General features: G+C 52.7%; 17 protein-coding genes. 9 read left to right on the top strand and 8 right to left on the bottom strand.

Annotation, left to right across the window (positions count from 1 at the left end; genetic code table 11):
* Positions 1–118 precede the first annotated feature (118 nt).
* The 4 genes from Q5741_RS08680 to Q5741_RS08665 all read left to right on the top strand — a co-directional run bounded on the left by Q5741_RS08680 (position 119) and on the right by Q5741_RS08665 (position 6556).
* Positions 119–1024 carry a TetR/AcrR family transcriptional regulator gene (locus Q5741_RS08680; RefSeq protein ID WP_305023674.1) on the top strand — a complete coding sequence of 302 codons (906 nt, stop codon included), beginning with the start codon at positions 119–121 and terminating at the stop codon, positions 1022–1024.
* A gap of 55 nt (positions 1025–1079) precedes the next feature.
* Complete coding sequence (locus Q5741_RS08675) at positions 1080–4247, top strand: efflux RND transporter permease subunit (protein ID WP_305023673.1); 3168 nt, start codon at positions 1080–1082, stop codon at positions 4245–4247.
* 429 nt (positions 4248–4676) lie between these two features.
* Positions 4677–5678, top strand: coding sequence for a GTP 3',8-cyclase MoaA (moaA, locus tag Q5741_RS08670; protein ID WP_305023672.1), 1002 nt, complete (start codon positions 4677–4679; stop codon positions 5676–5678).
* Between the two features lie 41 nt (positions 5679–5719).
* Positions 5720–6556 carry a methyl-accepting chemotaxis protein gene (locus Q5741_RS08665; protein WP_305023671.1) on the top strand — a complete coding sequence of 279 codons (837 nt, stop codon included), beginning with the start codon at positions 5720–5722 and terminating at the stop codon, positions 6554–6556.
* Positions 6557–6641: 85 nt separating this feature from the next.
* Here the strand turns inward: Q5741_RS08665 and mobA are convergent, their stop codons facing one another.
* Positions 6642–7259: a molybdenum cofactor guanylyltransferase gene (gene mobA / locus Q5741_RS08660; RefSeq protein ID WP_305023670.1), complete on the bottom strand. Its 618-nt coding sequence runs from the start codon at positions 7257–7259 to the stop codon at positions 6642–6644.
* A gap of 192 nt (positions 7260–7451) precedes the next feature.
* Here mobA and Q5741_RS08655 point away from each other — a divergent pair, with 192 nt between their 5' ends.
* Entirely contained in the window at positions 7452–8669 is a 1218-nt protein-coding gene (locus Q5741_RS08655; protein ID WP_305023669.1) for an MFS transporter, read from the top strand.
* A 26-nt stretch (positions 8670–8695) separates the two neighbouring features.
* Here the strand turns inward: Q5741_RS08655 and Q5741_RS08650 are convergent, their stop codons facing one another.
* Both Q5741_RS08650 and Q5741_RS08645 read right to left on the bottom strand, forming a co-directional pair.
* A complete protein-coding gene (locus tag Q5741_RS08650) occupies positions 8696–9976 on the bottom strand; it encodes an ArsB/NhaD family transporter (RefSeq protein WP_305023668.1) in 1281 nt (426 codons plus the stop codon).
* 108 nt (positions 9977–10084) lie between these two features.
* Positions 10085–11770, bottom strand: coding sequence for a glutamine--tRNA ligase/YqeY domain fusion protein (locus tag Q5741_RS08645; RefSeq protein ID WP_305023667.1), 1686 nt, complete (start codon positions 11768–11770; stop codon positions 10085–10087).
* Positions 11771–12121: 351 nt separating this feature from the next.
* Between Q5741_RS08645 and Q5741_RS08640 the strand changes: the two genes are divergently transcribed.
* The 4 genes from Q5741_RS08640 to Q5741_RS08625 all read left to right on the top strand — a co-directional run bounded on the left by Q5741_RS08640 (position 12122) and on the right by Q5741_RS08625 (position 14954).
* Positions 12122–12808: a hypothetical protein gene (locus Q5741_RS08640; protein ID WP_305023666.1), complete on the top strand. Its 687-nt coding sequence runs from the start codon at positions 12122–12124 to the stop codon at positions 12806–12808.
* Between the two features lie 113 nt (positions 12809–12921).
* Positions 12922–13470, top strand: coding sequence for a GNAT family N-acetyltransferase (locus Q5741_RS08635; RefSeq protein WP_305023665.1), 549 nt, complete (start codon positions 12922–12924; stop codon positions 13468–13470).
* Between the two features lie 220 nt (positions 13471–13690).
* Positions 13691–14308: a sigma-70 family RNA polymerase sigma factor gene (locus Q5741_RS08630; RefSeq protein WP_305023664.1), complete on the top strand. Its 618-nt coding sequence runs from the start codon at positions 13691–13693 to the stop codon at positions 14306–14308.
* Positions 14253–14954, top strand: coding sequence for a DUF3600 domain-containing protein (locus tag Q5741_RS08625; protein ID WP_305023663.1), 702 nt, complete (start codon positions 14253–14255; stop codon positions 14952–14954). The genes Q5741_RS08630 and Q5741_RS08625 overlap by 56 nt, the downstream gene beginning before the upstream one ends.
* A 75-nt stretch (positions 14955–15029) precedes the next feature.
* Here the strand turns inward: Q5741_RS08625 and Q5741_RS08620 are convergent, their stop codons facing one another.
* The 5 genes from Q5741_RS08620 to Q5741_RS08600 form a co-directional block, all read right to left on the bottom strand.
* Positions 15030–15815: an SDR family oxidoreductase gene (locus tag Q5741_RS08620; protein ID WP_305023826.1), complete on the bottom strand. Its 786-nt coding sequence runs from the start codon at positions 15813–15815 to the stop codon at positions 15030–15032.
* 77 nt (positions 15816–15892) lie between these two features.
* Positions 15893–16372, bottom strand: coding sequence for a GNAT family N-acetyltransferase (locus Q5741_RS08615; protein ID WP_305023825.1), 480 nt, complete (start codon positions 16370–16372; stop codon positions 15893–15895).
* A 222-nt stretch (positions 16373–16594) separates the two neighbouring features.
* Positions 16595–17821, bottom strand: coding sequence for an MFS transporter (locus tag Q5741_RS08610; protein ID WP_305023662.1), 1227 nt, complete (start codon positions 17819–17821; stop codon positions 16595–16597).
* Positions 17822–17991: 170 nt separating this feature from the next.
* Positions 17992–20073, bottom strand: a complete 2082-nt coding sequence (locus Q5741_RS08605) for a molybdopterin-containing oxidoreductase family protein (RefSeq protein WP_305023824.1) — start codon at positions 20071–20073, stop codon at positions 17992–17994.
* A gap of 352 nt (positions 20074–20425) precedes the next feature.
* A complete protein-coding gene (locus tag Q5741_RS08600) occupies positions 20426–21193 on the bottom strand; it encodes a 3-oxoacyl-ACP reductase (RefSeq protein WP_305023661.1) in 768 nt (255 codons plus the stop codon).
* Positions 21194–21204 lie beyond the last annotated feature (11 nt).

The raw sequence follows: 21204 nt of genomic DNA, 5'->3' as shown, positions 1-21204 counted from the left end.
GCTGCCTGCCGCTCGGCTTTGCTGCTTATTTGAACTGACATGCCCATTGTAATATAATGGTTTTGACTACCAAGTCATTATGAGAACCGATAAGTTCAGATAGGAGGTCCCCGCACGATTGGTACACCCGTTAACCGATAAACAGAAGCAGATTATTCAAACAGCCATACAGCTGTTCTCGTCCAAGGGCTCCAGCGGCACATCCATGCAGGAAATTGCGGAATACTGCGGGATTTCGAAAGGCAGCCTGTACCTGCAGTTTAAATCCAAGGAAGAGCTGGAGAAGAACATACTCATCTATTGTGCACAGACTTTGGTGGATGACATCATGAAAGTAGAACGGGAATCCTCACTGCCTCCGCGGGAAATGCTGCAGAAGCAGACGGAGCTCATTCTCTCCCACGTGCTGGAGCTGCGCGAATATTTAATGATGCTGCTGAAAGAAATGGCGGGCAAAGGACATGACGGCTTACATAAGGAACTGATGCTGCGTTTTCAGCTCAATACCCTGCGCTGGTTCCGCAGCAAGGTTATCGCCTTATATGGCGAAGAGATCAGCCCCTATACGCTGGATCTGTCACTTGTGATGGATGGATTACTGAGCGCCTACATCCGGCTGATGATGGGAGATATGCTGAAGCCTGGGATTCCGGAAATGGCAGCACATCTTGTGCAGCTGCTCGATGACGCAGCCGAATCGGTACTGCGGCGCCGACCCTCCCCCCTCCTGCCGGAGTCACAGTGGCTGGATCTGCTGAATAAGAACGCTGATCCGCATGATACACGCCGTCACCCTCTTGTCATCATGAAGGAGATGAAGCAGCAGATTCGCTCCATACCCGATCTGCCTCCGCCGAAAACAGAAAATGCCCTGGATGCTATCCGCATGCTGGAGGAAGAGCTGCTTCATTCCCCGCCCCGCAAGGTCGTTCTGCTGGGCATGATGAATCTGCTGGAGGAATTGGAGAGCATGCAGCCGGCCTGCGCGGAGCTGCGAGAACTGTTTGGTCTGTATTTAAACTAACCAAGCCTGATTGTCTACGAAGAAAGGTATTACAGAGAGGAGAAGAAACCTACTGATGAAGAGCATTATTAATTTTTCATTGAATAACAAGTTTGCGATCTGGATTCTTACGATCATCATCGCTTTCGCCGGGTTGTACAGCGGCTTCGCCATGAAGCAGGAGACTATCCCGAACATTGATGTGCCGTTTCTAAGCGTCTCCGCGGTATATCCCGGTGCAGCGCCGGAAGGTGTAGTCAAGGACGTAACCGAACCGCTCGAGAAGAAGCTTGGCAACATCGATGGTGTCAAGCAGGTTCAATCTACCTCCATGGAGAACGCCTCGAATATCACCCTGGAATTTGACTACGGGACCAACCTCGATAACGCCACAGCCACTGTGCGGGAAGCGCTGAATGATGTTACCCTCCCGGATGGCGTGCAGAAGCCGCAGATTACGCGGTTCAGTCTCAGCTCTTTTCCCGTCATCTCGCTCAGTCTATCGGATAACAAGAATCAGAACCTGGAGAATCTGACCCGAATCACAGAGAACGATATCCAGCCGGCACTGGAAGACATCACAGGTGTTGCCTCCGTGCAGGTATCCGGACAGTATATGAAGGAAGTACAGCTCACCTTTGACCAGGCCAAAATGAAAGAGCTGGGCCTTACCGAAGATACCGTCAAGGGCGTCGTTCAAGGCTCCGCTGTACGTGCGCCTCTGGGCCTGTTCGAGCTCGATAAATCCCAGAAGGCCGTTGTAGTCGACGGGAATATCGTCAGCCTGGATGATCTGAAGAATCTCACTATTCCGGTTGTACCGGGAGCCGGTGCAGGCCAGAACAGCACGGGAGCAGCCCCTTCAGGCACAGCCGGAGCTAATACCGGCGCCGTACCAGGCAGCACCGGAACTGCAGCTCAGGGCAGTGCTGCTGGGGGCGCAGGAATACCGACCGTTAAACTCAGCGACATTGCCACAATTGAAGTGATTGGCCAAGCCGAGTCTATTTCACGCACTAACGGCAAGGAATCCATCGGGGTTCAGATCGTCAAAGCTAACGATGCCAACACCGTTGATGTAGTCAATGCGGTCAAGGATAAAAGCGAAGAGCTGCAGAAGCAGTTCCCGAACATCAGCATGGATGTCCTCCTCGATCAGGGACAGCCGATTGAGGACTCTGTCCATACGATGCTGTTTAAGGCATTGTTCGGCGCCATATTCGCTGTATTGATTATTCTCCTGTTCCTGCGCAACATTCGTTCCACCATCATCTCGATCATCTCGATTCCATTATCGCTGCTGATTGCCCTGGTGGTGCTGCACCTGATGGATGTCACATTGAATATTATGACCCTTGGCGCGATGACTGTAGCTATTGGGCGCGTTGTGGATGACTCCATCGTCGTAATTGAGAATATCTACCGCCGAATGACTCTGTCGAATGAGAAGCTGAAAGGCCGTGAACTGATCCGTGAGGCTACTCGCGAGATGTTCGTGCCAATCATGTCTTCCACGATTGTGACCATCGCCGTCTTCCTGCCGCTCAGTCTGGTCAGCGGTATGGTCGGGCAGCTGTTCATGCCATTCGCCCTGACAATGGTGTTTGCCCTTCTGGCCTCCTTGTTGGTGGCCATTACGGTTGTTCCTATGCTGGCGCATTCCCTGTTCCGCGGCGGACTTAAGAACAAGAAGAACCATGAAGAGAAGCCGGGTAAAATGGCAGGCGGCTATCAGAAGATCCTCCGCTGGTCGCTGTCCCATAAGCTGATAACACTGGCCATCGCCGTTATCCTGCTCGTAGGAAGCTTGTTCCTTTATCCTTTCGTTGGCGCCAGCTTCCTGCCGGATGAAGAACAGAAAAATGCGACAATTACGTACAATCCGGAACCGGGAGCCCGTCTCCAGGATGTGAAGGATCGTGCTCTAACCGTTGAGAAATATATTCTGGACCAGCCGGGTGTGGAGAAAATGCAGTACTCGGTCGGCGGCAGCAATCCACTGAATCCCGGTGCATCGAAATCCGCCCTGTTTTATATTGAGTACAAGGACGGCACCAAGGATTTCGATGCCGTGAAAGAAAAACTGATCGAGGGCCTGAAACAGAAAGTCAATACAGGCACTTGGAGCGAAATGAACTTCTCGGGCGGCGGCCTGGGCGGCAGCAGTCTGAATGTAAGTGTCTTCGGCGACAATTTGAAGCAGATCAAACCGGCAGCCGATCAGATTTTGAAGCTCGTGAAGGAAGATACCCAGTCCTTCGAGAAAGCCGAAACCAGCCTGTCCACCTCTTATGACCAATATACGCTGGTGGCAGACCAGCAGAAGCTGAGCTCCTACGGGCTTACCGCGGGTCAGCTGGCCATGGTCCTTAGCCCCGTACGTGAACGTCCTGTCCTGACAGATGTTGAGGTTGACGGTAAGGAATACAAGGTGTATATCCAGACGGATAACAAAGCCTATACCTCTATCACGGATATTGAGAATCAGACCGTAACCAGTCCGCTGGGACTGCAGATTCCAATTAAGGAAGTGGCGAAGGTAGAGAAAGGGACATCTCCTGACTCCATCCAGCGTACAGACGGCAAAATGGTTGTACAGGTCAAAGCGGATATTACTGCATCTGATGTGCAGAAGGCATCGGCCAATCTGCAGAGTAAGGTCGATAAGCTGGATCTGCCTGAAGGCGTAACCGTAACCTTCGGCGGAGTAACCGAACAGATCAACGAGACGTTCACACAGCTTGGCCTTGCCATGCTGGCAGCCATTGCGATTGTTTACTTCGTGCTCGTTGTGACATTCGGCGGCGGCCTCGCGCCATTCGCCATCCTGTTCTCCCTGCCGTTCATCGTCATCGGTGCCATGGTGGGTCTGGCCATTGCCGGCGAGACGCTGAATGTATCCGCGTTGATGGGCGCGCTCATGCTGATTGGTATCGTCGTTACGAATGCCATCGTATTGATCGACCGTGTTATTCATAAGGAGAAGGAAGGACTCAGCACAAGAGAGGCCCTCCTGGAGGCAGGAGCGACCCGCCTGCGTCCAATCCTGATGACCGCGCTGGCAACCATCGGTGCTCTTCTGCCGCTTGTGCTCGGATTTGAACAGAGCGCAGGTATTATTTCCAAGGGACTCGGTATTACCGTTATCGGCGGTCTCGTCAGCTCTACCCTGCTGACCCTGGTCATTGTACCTGTCGTTTATGAATTCCTGTCCAAGTTCCGCCGCAAGCGGATTGAGGACTAAACTGAATAATAATGATGAAGAAGCTCCCGGGATTTCTCCCGGGAGCTTCTTCTCTTCTATGGAACCTATGTATCTGTCTGTGCGGAGCCGGCCGAAGATGAGCTTTGAACCAGCACCGCAAAAAGGACTGCTCCTCACCGCTTCGAAGCGAGGAACAGTCAATGGCTCCGGACCTGTTCTTAGGGGGAAACGGGAACCGGTACGATGATTATACCTTATTTTGCAAGCGCTTTCTATCTTTTATTTATCGAAATTCATCATTTTTTTCTGCCTGCGACCCAGCACAATTTAATATTTTTCGCAATAAAATACCTCACATTACGCGCCATCTGAATCAATTTCCATTATACTGTCTAATAACCGTTAAGATCATCAGCCGCAGGCTTATAGAATAGATTCAGACAAATCTTTGACAGGGGGCGTTTCAGGATGGAACTGCTACAGGATTCGTTCGGACGGATACACGATTATATTCGGATCTCCGTCACCGACCGCTGCAACCTCCGCTGTATCTACTGTATGCCGGCAGAAGGCATGGAGTTTGAACCACACGACAAGATCATGAGTTATGAAGAAATCACCGCTGTTCTGCGAGAGCTGGCTCCGATGGGCATCCGCAAGGTCAGACTAACCGGCGGTGAACCGTTGGTCCGCAAAGATATTGAGAAGCTCGTCGGGATGATCTCAGCCATTGAGGGCATTGAGGATATTTCGCTCACAACCAACGCATTACTGCTGGCTAAGAAGGCACAACGGCTTAAGGATGCCGGACTGAATCGCATCAACATTAGCCTCGATTCCCTGCACGCCGACCGTTTTGCGATGATTACGCGCGGCGGAGATGTCCAGCAGGTTCTTCAAGGTATAGAGGCTGCCCGTAAAGCAGGGCTTGGCCCGATTAAGCTGAATGTGGTGCTGATGAAAGGCATTAATGACGATGAAATCCGTGATTTTATCGCACTCACGCTCGATCAGCCGCTGCATGTCCGGTTCATTGAATATATGCCTATCGGCAGTGCAAGCGACGCCTGGCGCCAGTCCTATCTGCCGCTGGACACCGTTCTGGACGTCTGCCGTACAGAGGGCTGGGATGTTGAAGAGACCTCCGGCCCTTCCGGCAATGGACCCTCCCAGAATAGCAGAGTGGTAGGGGCTGCGGGCACGTTCGGGCTTATTCACCCGGTCAGTGAGCATTTTTGCGACAATTGCAACCGGCTTCGCTTGACCGCTGACGGACATATTAAATCCTGCCTCTATTGGTCCGATGAATATAATGTAAGACGTGTCGTTCATGACCCGGCTGCGATCCGTGCCTTGTTCCTGCAGGCGCTGGGTACGAAACCCCAAAACCACGAAATGGCACTCGCTCTGGAGAAGAAGACACAAAGCCACACGCCCACGGTTCGCCGAATGTCTCAAATCGGGGGCTAATCTTGACCAATTTGTAAACATCATTAGGAGATGACACACCCATGGATACCCTTCAGGCCCTTATTCTTGCTTCACCTTACTTTCGCACCATTTCCAAAGAAGACATTATGATCGGCGTCACGGACCTGAAAGAGTTCCGCTACTATGCACCCTCCAGCGACCTGGACCTTGGTGTCAGGGAAGGAGATCCGATCCCGCCGGATGACCGCTCCCTGAACAATGCACTTCGTGGACAAACTACCGCTAACCGGATACCCGCTGATATTTACGGATACCCTGTGGATTCCATTGCCATGCCGATCCAGGATGCGGAAGGTCAGGTCATTGGCACACTGGCTGTAGCCTACACATTGAAGAATGAAGAGAAGCTCGAGCAGCTGACGTCCAGCATTGAGACTATCAGCAGCCAGCTGCTGGATATGGTACAGAGTGTGGCCGCCCAATCCCGGCAGCTGACAGCCGCCTCAACCCAGGTTTTGGACAACAGCCGCCAGGCCGTAGCCAATTCACAGGATGTGAACAAAGTTACTTCCTTTATCAAGGAAATCTCCGAACAGACGAATCTGCTGGGACTGAATGCAGCCATTGAAGCTGCACGTGTCGGCGAGGCCGGGGCGGGATTTGGCGTCGTGGCCAGCGAGGTGCGCAAGCTGTCTGTACATACGAAGGAAGCGACCCAGAATATTGAGCATTCCCTCGGGAACGTACAGCTGTCGATCCGGCAGATGGAACGCGATATTACCAGCATTACAAACTCAAGCAGCAGTCAGGTCGAGCTGATGACCGATTTCAGTGACACGATTGAACGGTTGAACGAAGTCAGCAGCGAGCTCAAGGCTTTCATTGAATCCCTGGTATCTCTGCAGACGAAAAACTAGATTCTTGTTTCTAATTTTAAAACATCTATGCTTCATAACAAGACCCACCTGTCCGACCCTTACGGGCAGACGGTGGGTCTTGCTGTCATTCCTGCAGCTCTCGAAGCACATACGCATAGCCCGCAGGTGTATTCATATTAAAAAATAATCGCTCGGGATGATGCACCCCATAAGAACGCAGAGTCTCATCATCGACATACAGCACCTGAAGCTCTCCCAGCCAGTCCATCAACTTCAGTCGGCCTTCCTGAATAGGACGGTTCAGCGTTAGAGCAGCAGATGGATGGTATATACCCGGCAGCGGCTGTATGCGTCCTTGTATGACCGGAATAACCGCGTTCATCCCCTGCCGCCCGGCTTCTTCTGCACAGGCAGCCAGCGCCCTGTACAGCCCTGTGTCAGCCAGAGGCATGTCACATGCAGTCACCAAGCACCAGCAGTCGTCCGCTGCGGCACAATGCTGCAGGATAGCCTGTATTCCTGATAGCGGCCCCAGGCCTGGCGTGTTATCGGTAATCAGAGGCATTCCTGTAAAAGCGTACGCCTGCGGCTCATTCGTCGATATCAGCCGTTCCTTGACGGCCGGTTCCATTTGCTGCAGCAAATGGTCAATCACCGTGCCGCCTTCCAGCGGCAGAAGCCCCTTGTCCTTTCCCATTCGCGAGGACTTTCCCCCAGCCAGTATGGCACCCGTTATTTTCATTGAAGGTCCCCCCTTTTGTTACCGTTCTAATCATCAGAGCCCTACCTTTTTTCCCATATAATTGGAATTAAGTCCTGTTAATGGTTTGTATCCCCTTCCAACACATGATACATTGAAATGGAGCGCTGAATTCAGGAGGCCATGTCTCCCTCAGCCAGCATCACCATTCGGTCTGGAAAGGAATGCTGTCATTTGCAACAACTTCCCGAGCGGCAGGCTTCATGGATTCCCCTGAAGCTGCACGTTTTCTTTATATACGGGGCATTGTCCGTTTTCATCGGCTTTTTCCCATTATATCTGCAGGAAATTGGCATGAACAAGTTCGATATCGGCAGCCTGCTTGCCCTGGGTTCCATCGTATCTCTGGCGGCCCATCCATTCTGGCGGATTGCAGGCATGCGCTCCCAGCATCTGTCACGTCTTATGATTCTTATGATCGTGCTCACCATTTTGTTTGCCCAGCTGATGTTCGGCAGCTCATCGTATGAGGCGATGACCTGGTCGGCCGTTCTGCTCTATTTTGTCCTTACCCCTCTCCTCACACAAAGCGGCAGTCTCGTGATGGGGTACACCTCGCAGCATGGCCAGTCTTACAGTACTTACCGTCTGTGGGCTTCCGCCGGGGGCGGTGTAACAGCTGCAGCAGCAGGTGTGCTGATGGACAAGCTGGGTATGGTGGAGATGCCAACCATCCTGACCTTTCTGCTCCTGGGCTCCATCGCCGCCACTTCCATGCTGCCGCGATTAACCGGCCGGGATCAGGAAGCTGTCATCACCCTGCGTGGGATCCGCAGCTCGGTCACGAACCGCTATTTTATCGCCTTCCTTCTGCTTGGAATGACGATGACCGTTACATTAACTATCAATACTGCCTTTCTGCCGCTCTATATGATCGAATTGGGTGGTACCAAAACCATGGTTGGGATCGCCATTCTCATCCCTTCTCTGCTTGAGGTCGCGGCCTTTCAGCTTTACAGACGGTATCTGAAGCATAAAATCACGGTTCTTTTCGCCGCGCTGGCGTGCTTCTGCCTGATGTCGGCCCTGCGCTGGGAGCTGATGGCCGAAGCAGTCACACCGCTGCAAACCTTATGGGTACAGCTGCTTCAGTCATTGACGCTCGGCGGCTTCTATTATGCAGGCAGCCAGCTTGCGCTGCTCCTGATTCCCCGCCCGTTCCGCGCCTCAGCGCAGGCTATCTTCGTCCTCGTATGGAGCGGCTTCTCTGGCGTGCTAGGTACTTTGATCGGAGGCTGGCTGTTCCAGAGTTTCGGTGCCCAAATAATGTACAAAATGTGCATGATCTTCGCCTTGTGTGCAGCCGGCGGTTTTGCCGTCATCTGGTATCTGCTTCGGGTCCATATCTATCAGCCTCCACTGCCGGGAAGCAAAGAAGCAGGCACGGAATAAATTCCATGCCTGCTTGTGTTCTTTATTTACATCAAATACCGCAAATAAATGTATCCGCTGGCCAGCACAACAGACAAAAGCATGAAAGGCAGGCCGTATTTCAGATATTTCATAAAGGTAATCGGGTACCCTTCCTTGGCGGACAGACCCGCTGTAATCAGGTTGGCACTCGCGCCAATCAGTGTACCGTTACCGCCCAGACATGCGCCCAGTGCCAGACTCCACCACAGCGGCTCCAGATTCTCCACACCCATGTTCCCCATATCCTGGATCATTGGAATCATCGTTGCCACGAACGGGATATTATCGAGGAAAGCAGAAGCAATCGCACTCAGCCAGAGAATCAGCATGGAGGTTGCGACCAGCTCCCCGCCGGTCAGATCAACCGCCTTCTCGGCCAGCTGCTCAATGACCCCTGTCTCCACCAGCCCGGATACCAGTACGAACAAACCTACGAAGAAGAAAATCGTTGTCCATTCCACCCGTGTCAGTGCTTCCTCCATCACATGTTCCCCGGTGAGAAGCAGCAGCAGGAATGCTCCGGCCAGTGCAACAGTTGCTGATTCAAGATGGAGCAGCTGGTGCAGGAAGAAACCAATAATCGTGAGCAGCAGAATACTCAGGCTCTTGATCAGCAGCGGCCGGTTCTTGATCAGGGTCTTTTCATCCATATCCATAATGCCCTGCTTCAGCTCGTCACTCGTCTTGATCTGCTTGCGGAACAGCAGAATGAAGAGCGGAATATTCACGGCTATGATCAGGATGGCGATTGGCGCCAGATTACTGATGAATGCCATAAACGTCAATTCTTTCACGGCACTGCCAATCATGATGTTCGGCGGATCGCCGATCATCGTCGCGGTCCCCCCGATATTCGAGGCCAGAATCTGTGTGATCAGGAACGGGATTGGATTCACTTTGAGCTGTCTTGTAATACTAAAGGTCACCGGCACGATCAGCAGCACCGTCGTAACATTGTCCAGAAAAGCCGAGCCCACGGCTGTAATGATGGCGAGGACCACCATGATATGTATGGGCTCCCCCTTCACCTTCTTGGCCGCCCAGACCGCCACATAACGGAACAGTCCGGTCTCCGCAGTAACGCTTACGATGATCATCATTCCGATCAGCAGCCCAAGCGTATTAAAATCAATATGCTCGATCGCCTTCTCCTGAGTGACGATTCCGAGCACAACCATCAGAATAGCTCCCAGCATGGCAAGGATCGTACGGTGAATTTTCTCCGAAATAATAAGTGCGTAAATAACTAAAAATACGATAATTGCGATAATCGCCTGCTGTCCCATACGTCCTCCTTATGTCTTAATATTCATATTATGACCTAAAAAAAGCAAAAAGAAGCCTGCTGGTGGCAGACTCCTCCTGGTAAAACCTATACAGTTATCTACTATCTTTTACCCTTGTTTGGGAAGCTGAAACGAGCTCTTCAGTGAGACAACACGGTTAAACACCGGATGTCCGGGTTTCGAGAACTTCGTGTCGACATTAAAGTAGCCGTGACGGAAGAATTGGAACTTGTCCTGCGGCTTCGCTTCCATCATGTTCTTCTCCACAAAGCCATGCACAATTTCCAAGGAGTTCGGATTCAGCTCATCCAGGAATGTTTTGGCCGGTGCATCGGCATCTTCTCCGGCATCTGCTGCTTCTTCGTTCACAAGCGGCTCATAGAGACGGAATTCAGCAGGCACCGCCTGGGTCGCTTCAACCCAGTGAATGGTGCCCTTCACTTTACGGCCGGTAAAGCCAGTGCCGCTCTTGGTTTCAGGATCATATGTGCAGTGGATCTCCACCACTTCCCCGTTCTCATCCTTAATCACTTCGTTGCATTTGATGAAATAGGCGTGCTTCAGGCGCACTTCGTTGCCAGGGAACAGACGGAAGTACTTCGCCGGCGGATTCTCCATGAAATCCTCACGTTCGATATAGATCTCGCGGGAGAATGGAATCTGGCGGTTACCCATTTCAGGATTCTCCACATTGTTCTCCGCCTCAAGCCATTCGACTTCGCCCTCCGGATAGTTGGTAATAACCACCTTCAACGGGTCCAATACAGCCATCGTACGCGGTGCCTTCAGCTTCAGATCTTCCCGGATGAAATGCTCCAGCACCTGCAGGTCTACTTCGCCGTAGGCTTTGGAAATTCCAGTCTCATAGACAAAATTGCGCAGCGCTTCCGGTGTATAGCCGCGGCGGCGCAGTCCGGAAATGGTTGGCATCCGCGGATCATCCCATCCATCGACATGGCCTTCATCCACCAGAAGCTTCAGCTTCCGCTTGCTCGTTACCGTCTGAGCGAGGTTCAGGCGGCCAAATTCGTATTGATGCGGCTGGCTTTCCATCTCACACTCGGCAATAACCCAATCATAGAACGGGCGCTGATCTTCGAACTCCAGAGAGCAGAGGGAATGGGTAACCCCTTCAATGGCATCCTCAATCGGATGGGCAAAGGCATACATCGGATAGATGCACCACTTATCGCCGGTATTATGATGATGCGCATGGGAGATCCGATAGATCGCAGGGTCACGGAGGTTAATATTGGGTGACGCCATATCGATCTTCGCGCGCAGCACTTTTGCTCCGTTCGGATGCTTGCCTGCACGCATCTCTTCGAACAGCTGCAGGTTCTCCTCTACGCTGCGGTCCCGGTAGGGGCTGTTAGTGCCCGGCTCCGTCAATGTACCACGCATTTCGCGCATCTCTTCCGCACTTTGATCATCGACATAGGCTTTGCCTTTCTTGATGAGCATGACCGCGCGGTTGTACATTTCTTCAAAATAATCCGAGGCATAGCGCATTTCATTCCATTCATAACCCAGCCACTTGACGTCTTCCTTGATGGAATCTACATATTCCTGATCTTCCTTGACAGGGTTGGTGTCATCAAAGCGCAGATTCGTTCTGCCGCCAAATTCAGAGGCTGTTGCAAAGTTGATCCAGATCGCCTTCGCATGTCCAATATGCAGGTAACCGTTCGGTTCCGGCGGGAAACGGGTTACGACTTCCTTAACCTTACCGTTACGGAGATCTTCTTCGATTATACTTTTGATAAAATTAGGGGGGGTACTGAATTTCGTCACGGATCTCAACCTTTCCTTTAGGTGGAATCTTCCGTCCTTTCTCAAGACACTGCAGCAGCTTGTGGATGCCAGGTCTTAGAGCACGGTCCTATTCTCTGTATAAACGCGTTTCTCTCTAATATACTCTTTAGCACCATATTGTTCAATAAAAGAAGGCAGTTCTTACAATCTGCTCTTTCTAGGCCTTTATTTCGATGGAAAACACCCTGACTTTTAGACTACTTTCATTAAATTAGGTTTTTTTGCGAAATGTCTAGTTAAAAAGTTCGACGCATTTCCCGATGATTTACTATATAGTTAAGTTAATGAGCAGTGAATGCTGAAAATCATGAAGAAAGGAGCTCTATTTACATGATTAATATGCTTGTCGCCTTCCTGGTGTCCTTGTTCCTGCCCTATTCTGGAACAGCTGTGCTGAATCCGCAGCATGTCATTGCCGAGGCTCCGGAAGACCAGAATGTCAAACTATATTACAGCGGCGAAGAACAAAATGGACAGTATTCGAAAGTGGTTCTGGCGGCGAACGGCAAGCATGCAGCATTTGACTGGAATGTACCGAGTGATCCTGCTCTGGCACCCCAGCTCTATTACAGTGATCTGAACGGGGACGGACAGCCGGAGGCTGCTGTAATTGTTACGCTCGGTTCGGGCACAGGGATCAACAAGCAGGAGCTCCATCTGATCAATCCGAACACGATGAAGGAATATCCTGTTGAGCAGCCTGCGGATGCACTCCGCAAGAGCCAGCTAAGCAGTACAGTCAACATCTCGGATTCAAGTGTCCTGATCACCGTGAGCTTTCATGGAAGTCAGCAGAAGCAGCAAAAGCCCCTTAGTGATTTCTATGACGATCCGGCTCAATTTGCACATGAAGTCGATTTCAGTTCCTACACCGTCTTCAGCATCGATGAGCAGGGACAGATTCAGGCCGTATTGTCCGGCTCCATTACCCCCTCCGAATTTGTCGGCGATCTTGTCTTGACCTATAAGTACAGCCAGGACGGATTTACCATGGATCACATGGAATACAAGCCTTAAGTAAGGTCAATCGGCGTCTGTCACGGGTTTTGACGGTTTTTCCAATATGAGGTAGCATATAGCAAGATGACATAAATGAAGCATCCTTAATTATGGAAAGAGAGGAATCATTGATGTTTACATACGCTCTGGATGAACGTATTGTTCTCCGTCCGCTCTCCCACGAGCATGCACAGCCTCTGTTTGAATTAACGGAACTTTCCCGTGACCGGCTGCGCCAATGGCTGCCATGGGTAGATTCCACCACCGAGATGTCCCATACAGCGGAATATATCCGAGGTGTGATGAACCAGTATGCCAGCAATGGGGCAGTTACGGCCGGGATCTGGGTCGATGATGAGCTGGCTGGAGTGATCGGTCTGCATGCCATCGACTGGAACCACCGCTCTGTGAGTATCGGCTATTGGCTCGGCCGGGGTTATGAGGGCCAAGGGCTGATGACAAGTGCCTGCCGCGCTTTTATTGATTATGCGCTGCTTGATCTGGATCTGCACCGGGTAGAGATCCGCTGTGCGACAGGCAACCGCCGCAGCCGAGGTATCCCGGAACGGCTCGGCTTTGTTCTGGAAGGCGTCATCCGCGAAGCGGAGAAGCTGCCTCAGGGTTATGTCAACCATGCCGTATACGGGATGCTTCAGCATGAGTGGAAACGCATCCGCTGACGGCTTCTTTTGACCAGGCTTTGCTCAAGAGCGGAGGACTGGAAAGGTGCGTGCAGCCATGAATAGCAATTCCATCTAAGGTCCAGCCATACCGGCTGCGGCCTTTTTTATTTTCATCTGAAATTGAAATTCCTAAGCCATTTATCGAACCTTTCTGGCAAAACTTTGCAATATACAGTGTATTGAATGACACTGACGCAGAAAGGAGGACCACTCAACCATGAATAATGACGATATCATCGGCCTTCTCAATCGTATGCGAGACGGCGAGGATGCTGCCTTTGAAGAATTATACCAGGCGACAAAACAGGATTTGTACCGGACTGTATGTATGCTGATGGGCAGCCGGCAGCACGCCGTTGAAGTTACGAACGAAATTTATGTCCAGGTCTGGAAAAGCTTTCGCACGTACCGGCCCGGGACCCCCTTCCGCAACTGGCTGCATGGTGTAGCCTTGCGGCAGATCAGCAGCTTCCGGCAGATGCAGTTTCTCCGCTGGCGGATCTTCAGCAGTTCGAAGCATACGGCCGATCCGGTGATCAACGCTTCAGAGCAGCCCGTGCTCCAGCAGGAAGCCCGCGATGAAATGATGCGCCAAATCTCCCGATTATCCGAGAAATTGCGTGTTGTGCTGGTGCTTCGCTATTACCAGGAGTACAGCTTTAAAGAAATTGCCCAGCTGCTCGAAATCTCGCTGGGAACGGTGAAATCCCGTCACCATGCCGCTCTGCAAAAGCTCAAAAAACAACTCGGGCAGCGTCCCGGGCAGGAGGAATCTTACCATGTCTATCGAACCTCTCATTCGCCAATCCCTGCACAGCTGCAGCAGCCGGATTAATCCTCCGGAAGAGCTGGATGTCCGTATCCGCCAGAGCCTGTCAACGCGCCGAAAAACACTCCACAGAAATAAAAGGGTTCGGCAAATGGCAGTAGTCGCCATTATCGGTAGTACTGCCGCGCTGACCCTTGCATTCTCCAACCAGCATTTTGCGGACCGGATCTACGGCTCCTATCAGAATTTACAGAAAGCAGTAGTTAACGTGACGATGCAGGAGTATGTTACTGCCGGAATGAAATTTATGGGAGCGTCGCGTGAACTGGGCGATGATTACCCGGCTTTTCAAAAGCTGGCCCGGCAGCTAACCTCTGCTAAGCTGCAATACGGCGATGCCCACCAGCAGATCAACTTCTCTCAGCTGTCGCCCGCAGTACGGGCGGAGGTCAAGCAGAAATACGCTGATATTCAGCCTTACTTCGATCGCCTCAACCATGAAATTGTCATCAAGGATAAGCTCTCGGCGGCCGAGTATGATGCCTATATCGAGGCCATGATCCGGCAGGAGAGCACTCTGGCGCAGGCCCATATCAATCCGAGTGCAGGACCTGTTGATGAACAGAGAATGCCGGAGCCTTACCGTGCGCAGTATCAGAACAGTCAGCGTATCCTGGATGAATTGAAGAGTAAGGCTATGAATATCCACTAAAATTTACTTACACAGAATATAGATCAATCCATGCTAAAAAGGCCGCAACGCGGCCTCCTTCCTATGCTTATAACGTCACAGTGATTTTACCAGACCGCCATCGACCACCAGGGTTGTACCTGTGATATACGTATTGGCCCCTGACAGCAGGAACACTACGGACTTCGCAAACTCTTCGGGTGTGCCGAACCGCCCGAGCGGAATCTCGTTCTGGCTCTGTTCTGCATACGCTTCGACACTGATGCCCTGCCGCTCAGCCTGCTTGGCGTTCAGCTGGGCGATCCGGTCTGTGCCAATCCGTCCCGGTGCTACAGTGTTCACCAGAATACTGTAAGGCGCGAGTTCTTCCGATAGCGTCTTCGTGAGGCCGGCCACCCCCAGCCTGAACGTATTGGAGAGCACAAGTCCTGGAATCGGCTGCTTGATGGACGTGGACGTCAGATTGATGATATGACCGCCCAATCCCTTCATGTGGGGCAGCGCTGCCCGTATAATGCGGACGGTGCTCATCAAATTCAGCTGGAACGCCTGCTCCCAATCCTCATCCAGCAGTTCCTCAAACTTGGCCGACTTGGGCCCCCCGGCGTTACATACCAGAATATCGATCCGCCCGAACAGCTCACTCGTCCGCTTCACCAGCGTATCCACATCCTCCCTGTTCGTTACATCCGCTGCGCAGTACTCCACCTGGCCGTCCCCGAGCGCCGACAATTCTTCCTTTGCCTGCTTCAGCTTCTCCACACTCCGACTGGCAAGCATAACATCCGCACCTTCCTGCACCAGCTGAGCTGCAATCGCCTTGCCTAGCCCCTGACTGGAGGCCAGCACCAGCGCTTTTCTTCCATTCAGATTCAAGTCCATGTTCGGTTCCCCTTTCGGCAGATTCACTCACGTACTCCCTCTTGTTTACCCGCTGGGTCTGATCAGAAACGTGCAGTTCACCGGATGTGAACAGCCATCAGAACATCATCCACGTACTGTTCCTCCAGATAAAATTCGCCGACGAGGCGCCCCTCCTCCACAAACCCGCAGCGCTTATAGAAAGAGATGGCTGCCGTATTGCTGGACAACACGCGCAGACGCAGCTTGCGAATTCCCTTCTCCCTCGCCACTCCTTTGATGCTGTTCATCAGTGCATGTCCGATGCCCTGGCGCTGATAAGACGGATGAACCGCAACAGCGATCTCCCAGACATGCCGATTGCTCTCCGCTCCCATGGGATGGCGGAAACCCAAGTACCCGCACAGCCGTTCATCCTCATCGACTGCAACAATCTGAGAACCTGGGGGTGAACTCCGCAGAAATAGTTCCTTCGTTCTCCATATGACCGGGGCCGGCGCAGTATGCACATCCCAGATCAGCGCATCCAGGTCCATCAGCTGGCCCGCATCTTTCAGCTGGGAGAGACGCAGCAGCATTTGCTTGGTTTTTAGGGTAGCCACAGTATCGACACCTTTCGAGTTTTACTTACACCCATTATAACAGCCTGTTCCTTCACGAACAGAAGAGGCTCTACCGCAGTCTTGGTATCCCCGGACATCCCTTTTTTTAGCATTCTTTTGCCTCTTACGCTGTCAGGCGCTATAACAAATGCCCCGCCAGAGGCGGGGCATTCCAGCTTTTATTCTTAATAGTCTGACTTATGCGCTGTATTCCAGTTCTGCCTCATGGACGCGGCTTCGGTTCAGCACGAGATGAAGCACATAGAAAGCAACACAGCCGATAGCGGCAGATACGGCCAGCCAGGCAACCGGGCTCAGTCCGTTCCCGTCGTACAGCACACCCATCGCATAAGGGCCAACAACTCGTCCAGCCGATCCAATACCGCCGACAAGACCGATATAGAACGGCGCACCCTTGCCGGAGTGATCCGCGATAAACGCCGGAATGGCCGGAGACATGAGCATCTCCCCCAATGTAGCGAGGATCATCGCAAGCACCATCCCTCCGTAATTCTGGATGCCCAGGATCACCACGTAAGCCGCCAGATAGAAAATACCGCTCGCAATCAGCTGCGCGCTGGAACTTTTGGCACACAGACGCTTGATCAGCGTCGTCAGCGGCTGCGCTACGAAGATCATGATTCCATTCAGCGTCCACAACAGACTGTACATGCTTTTCTCCATACCACTCTCTATAATGAACGGGGAAACGCCGCTATTCCAGATCGAGTTGCCAAACCAGAGGAACATCGTACCCATGCCAATATACAGATAAATTCGGGTATCACGCAGAAGTGCTGCGGCCGGAGGCGTATCCGGTGAACGTTTGCGTTTGGACAGATGCACCTCACCCTCCTCCCGGTCCACCCGGCTGAGGTAGCGGAAGAAATAAACAGCGAAAACGGCTGAAGTAGCGCCGTTCAAGATAAAGCTGAGATGATAGGAAATCTCGGCCAGCACACCACTGAGCGCCGTTCCGAGAGCTACACCGATATTATTCGCCACATACACAACATTAAACAGCTCCGAGCGGCGTGCCGCAAAGCGGAACCCGATGAATGCCTGTATTGCAGGCATGGATACCGCATTACAGAACCCGATGAAGCCCATCATCGCCATGAACACATACCAGTAACCGCTGATAAATGGCAGCGTCGCCAGCCCAGCGGCATTAAGAGCAAGGGAACCGACAATCAGCCTTTTCACCCCTACCCTGTGATACAGCGCGCCGCCCACCAGCTGTCCAAAGATTCCGCCAAGGGACTGCACCAGCACAACCAGTCCGGCATCCGACATCGTCCGTCCAAGCTCTTCGAAGATATACATCGTAATCAGCGGCCACATTAACGCACTGCCTGCCGCATTAATCAGGCTTGCACCTAGAAAAACCTTCACTTCCTTGGGATAATCATCCAACCATCTCATACAAATCTCCTTCAGGTCTGAGTTCAACTATTGGCTATGATAAATATGACATTTCAACTCATCCCCATCTTATCATGCCGCCCAGCCGCAAAAAAGGCCCCTGACGGGGCCTGTTTACGACATATCCAGCATTCAGTATCCATCAAACCTGCCGGCAGCGGCAAGCACACTCATTGACGCTTTACATCGACAGTGGCAGAGAAAAAGGTCGCACCCTTGCCCATATCGGACAGCCGGTCCGGGGTCAGCACATTGACCCGCTGCGGCCGATCTTGATTGCCCCACCACAGACCCTGGCTGATTACTGTGCCTGGCAGCATCAGGTCACTTACCTTGGCTGGCATTTCAATCTTCCCCCGGTCATTCCATACCGTCACCATATCTCCGTCCTCAATGCCGCGTTCCCGGGCATCTGCCGGATGCATTTGCAGCTGGGGCCCGCGCTCCAGCTTCTGATGCTTGTCTACATTAGCGAAGGTCGAGTTCAGGAAATGATGATTCGGCGATGAGATGAACATCAGCGGATAACGCTCCAGGGGGCCAGGTCTGCGCTCTCCGTCATATCCCTCCACCAGCGGTATATAGGCGGGCAGGGGCGGCAGTCCGCTGCGTTCCAGCGCTGCCGAGTACAGCTCGATCCGGCCGGATGGTGTCCCCAACTCGTCGAGATACCTGGTATAAGACGTCATATCCAGCTTCACAAACCGCTGTTCCTTCAACCCATCCCAGGTCACACCCTGCAAATAAGGGTTAGACGGGTAATCGAGCGCCCGGCGGATCATCTCTTCTTCAGTCTCACTGAAAATCCGCTCATCGAAGCCCATGGCCCGGCCCAGCATAGCGAACAGCTCCACGTTCGTCTTGCTCTCTCCGATCCGTTCAATGACAGGTTCCTGCAGCTGAACATATTGATGCCAGTAAGAGGTATAGATGTCCGTTCCTTCAAAAGAGGACGCGGCAGGCAAAACAATATCCGCATAGCGGGCCGTATCCGTCATGAACAGGTCATGCACGACCGTGAACAGATCTTCACGGGCAAACCCGCGCTCGACCTGCTCCGTATCCGGTGCAACGACGAGCGGGTTGCTGCAGTAGACAAAAAGAGAACGAATCGGCGGATCGGCTTCCATCAGGGCAGCCCCGATCCGGTTCATGTTGATGGAGCGTACACCATCATCCGGGCGCAGATCCGGGCGTTCCAGGGCAGCGCTGTTCAGCTTTGCATAACCGCTGTTGGAGCGTGCTGCTCCTCCGCCCCGCCGCTTCCATTGTCCGGTAACGGCCGGAAGACAGGTGATCGCCCGCACGTTCATGCCTCCGTTGTCATGGTGCTGCAGGCCGTTTCCGATGTGAATGTAAGCCGATCCCGACTGGCCGTACATTTCGGCAAGCCGGATAATATCTTCGGCAGGCACCCCGGTAATGGCAGACACCTTGTCCGGTGTGTATGCTTTGACATGCTCCCGCAGTTGTTCATGCCCTGTCGTATACTGAGCCATGAAAGCCTCATCTGTCAGCCCCCGCTCGAACAGGACATGCATCATTCCCAGAGCCAGTGCCGCGTCCGTTCCCGGAAAGAGCGGGATGAACCAATCCCCCCATTGGGCGGTGCGGTTGCGGTGAACATCAATTACGATAATACGGGCTCCCCGCTTGCGGGCCTTTTCGGCCATGACGACCTGGTGCATCGCCGTACTGACAATGTTGCCGCCCCATACGATGAACAGCTCGGCATGCTCGGTCTCTTCCGGAACCGTTCCGCCGTTGAAGCCCATCGTCGCCACCCAGCCGGCATTCCCCGCCGCATTGCAGATCGTCTGCTCCAGCCGGCTTGCCCCCAAGGCGTTGAAGAAGCGCCGGTCCATGCCGTCGACACTAAGAATCCCCATATTCCCATAGAAGCTGTAGGGGAGAATCGATTCCGGTCCGTTTTGCCGGATCAAATCCTTATAGCGGTCTGTTATCTCGCGGATGGCCTCATCCCAGCTGATCCGTTCAAACTTGCCCTCTCCCTTGGGGCCGGTCCGACGCATCGGATACAACAGCCGCTCCGGATGATAGACCCGTTCAGCCATATGCCGTACCTTGTTGCAGATGGCGCCGCGTGTGATCGGATGATCCGGGTTCCCGGTTACCTTCACAATCCGTCCCTTCTCCTTGTGCAGCAGCAGCCCGCACGTATCGGGACAATCCAGGGGGCACACGGCAGGCACAACCCCGTCCGCTACATGAATATAATCATTTTCCTGCATCAGCTGCTCCAGCCTCTGATCCTGATGGCTCTGCATCCCGTTTCCTCCTCCAGCACGAACATAAATTCTTGGTGATAAAAAATTAATTCTAGCTGTTTCGCCCCTCCTAAGCCGGGGTATTAATAAGCAAGGCATTTTAAAAGGTATGAAGTGCATAAACTTCCTCCTCAATGCCATATCATGGACTACTCCCAGAATTCGCCATGTACAGGTTTCGTTCCCCCGAACCTAGACATGGCGAATTTGTTTTTTTCTGACACTGTCAAACCTGATTGTAACAAGCAAAGAGGGTACCCCGCCAGCCATTTTTCCGGCTGAAGGAGGCGCCCTCTTCACAAACGAATCCCTTAATTTATGACATCACCAGACCGCCGTCCACACGCAGGCATTGTCCTGTCAGAAACTTGCCCCAGTCTGAAGCCAGGAACAGCACAGCCCCTGCTATATCACTGGGATCCGCAAGGCGGCCCAACGGGGTCAGTGCCCGGATCTGTTCCCTGACAGACTCCGGCGTATCTCTGCTGGAATCCGTCGAAGCCGTTAAACCCGGTGCCACTGCATTCACAGTAATACCGAACCCTCCCAGCTCCTTGGCAAGCCCGCGGGTATAACCCAGCAGCGCGGCCTTGGCCGTCGTGTAGTCATGGTAAGGAATGACTGGAAAATCAATCAGGTTGGTGACCATATTAATCACTCTCCCAGAAGCCTGGGACTGCATATGCGGCATGACAGCAGATATCGTATGAAAAGCCCCCTGCAGGCTTCCCTCCAGCTGAGTGCTGTAATGAGACCAGTCCAGCTCCCATGCCGGGCGTCGTACTCTCGGGTTAAACGTATAGTGAGACAGCGCATTGTTCACCAGCACGTCAATCCGGCCAAAGGATTCAACAATAGCCTCAGCCATCTCCCGCACCTGATCTTCCCGGGTTACATCGCAGGGATAAGGAATTGCCGTTCCTCCTTTCCGGCGGATCTGCTCGACCACCTGTTCCGCGGCCTCGGCACGACTTTTGTAATTTACAATGACAGCTGCACCCTCAGCGGCACAGGCGCGGGCAATTTCGGCACCAATGCCCCGGCTCGCGCCGGTAACCAGCACAATTTGACCATTCAGCTTCATATGAATTCCGT

The organism is Paenibacillus lacisoli (assembly GCF_030580655.1).
GTDB classification, from domain to species: domain Bacteria; phylum Bacillota; class Bacilli; order Paenibacillales; family Paenibacillaceae; genus Paenibacillus; species Paenibacillus lacisoli.
Note: the sequence above shows the minus strand (reverse complement) of the source record. Positions and strands in the feature narration are given on the sequence as shown.

What these genes read in the sequence shown, in the direction of transcription:
- Q5741_RS08675 (WP_305023673.1), top strand. Translation starts at nt 1,080, where the DNA reads ATGAAGAGCATTATTAATTTTTCATTGAATAACAAGTTTGCGATCTGG.
- moaA (WP_305023672.1), top strand. Translation starts at nt 4,677, where the DNA reads ATGGAACTGCTACAGGATTCGTTCGGACGGATACACGATTATATTCGG.
- Q5741_RS08665 (WP_305023671.1), top strand. Translation starts at nt 5,720, where the DNA reads ATGGATACCCTTCAGGCCCTTATTCTTGCTTCACCTTACTTTCGCACC.
- mobA (WP_305023670.1), bottom strand. Translation starts at nt 7,259, where the DNA reads ATGAAAATAACGGGTGCCATACTGGCTGGGGGAAAGTCCTCGCGAATG.
- Q5741_RS08650 (WP_305023668.1), bottom strand. Translation starts at nt 9,976, where the DNA reads ATGGGACAGCAGGCGATTATCGCAATTATCGTATTTTTAGTTATTTAC.
- Q5741_RS08640 (WP_305023666.1), top strand. Translation starts at nt 12,122, where the DNA reads ATGATTAATATGCTTGTCGCCTTCCTGGTGTCCTTGTTCCTGCCCTAT.
- Q5741_RS08635 (WP_305023665.1), top strand. Translation starts at nt 12,922, where the DNA reads ATGTTTACATACGCTCTGGATGAACGTATTGTTCTCCGTCCGCTCTCC.
- Q5741_RS08630 (WP_305023664.1), top strand. Translation starts at nt 13,691, where the DNA reads ATGAATAATGACGATATCATCGGCCTTCTCAATCGTATGCGAGACGGC.
- Q5741_RS08625 (WP_305023663.1), top strand. Translation starts at nt 14,253, where the DNA reads ATGTCTATCGAACCTCTCATTCGCCAATCCCTGCACAGCTGCAGCAGC.
- Q5741_RS08620 (WP_305023826.1), bottom strand. Translation starts at nt 15,815, where the DNA reads ATGGACTTGAATCTGAATGGAAGAAAAGCGCTGGTGCTGGCCTCCAGT.
- Q5741_RS08615 (WP_305023825.1), bottom strand. Translation starts at nt 16,372, where the DNA reads ATGCTGCTGCGTCTCTCCCAGCTGAAAGATGCGGGCCAGCTGATGGAC.
- Q5741_RS08610 (WP_305023662.1), bottom strand. Translation starts at nt 17,821, where the DNA reads ATGAGATGGTTGGATGATTATCCCAAGGAAGTGAAGGTTTTTCTAGGT.
- Q5741_RS08605 (WP_305023824.1), bottom strand. Translation starts at nt 20,073, where the DNA reads ATGCAGGAAAATGATTATATTCATGTAGCGGACGGGGTTGTGCCTGCC.
- Q5741_RS08600 (WP_305023661.1), bottom strand. Translation starts at nt 21,193, where the DNA reads ATGAAGCTGAATGGTCAAATTGTGCTGGTTACCGGCGCGAGCCGGGGC.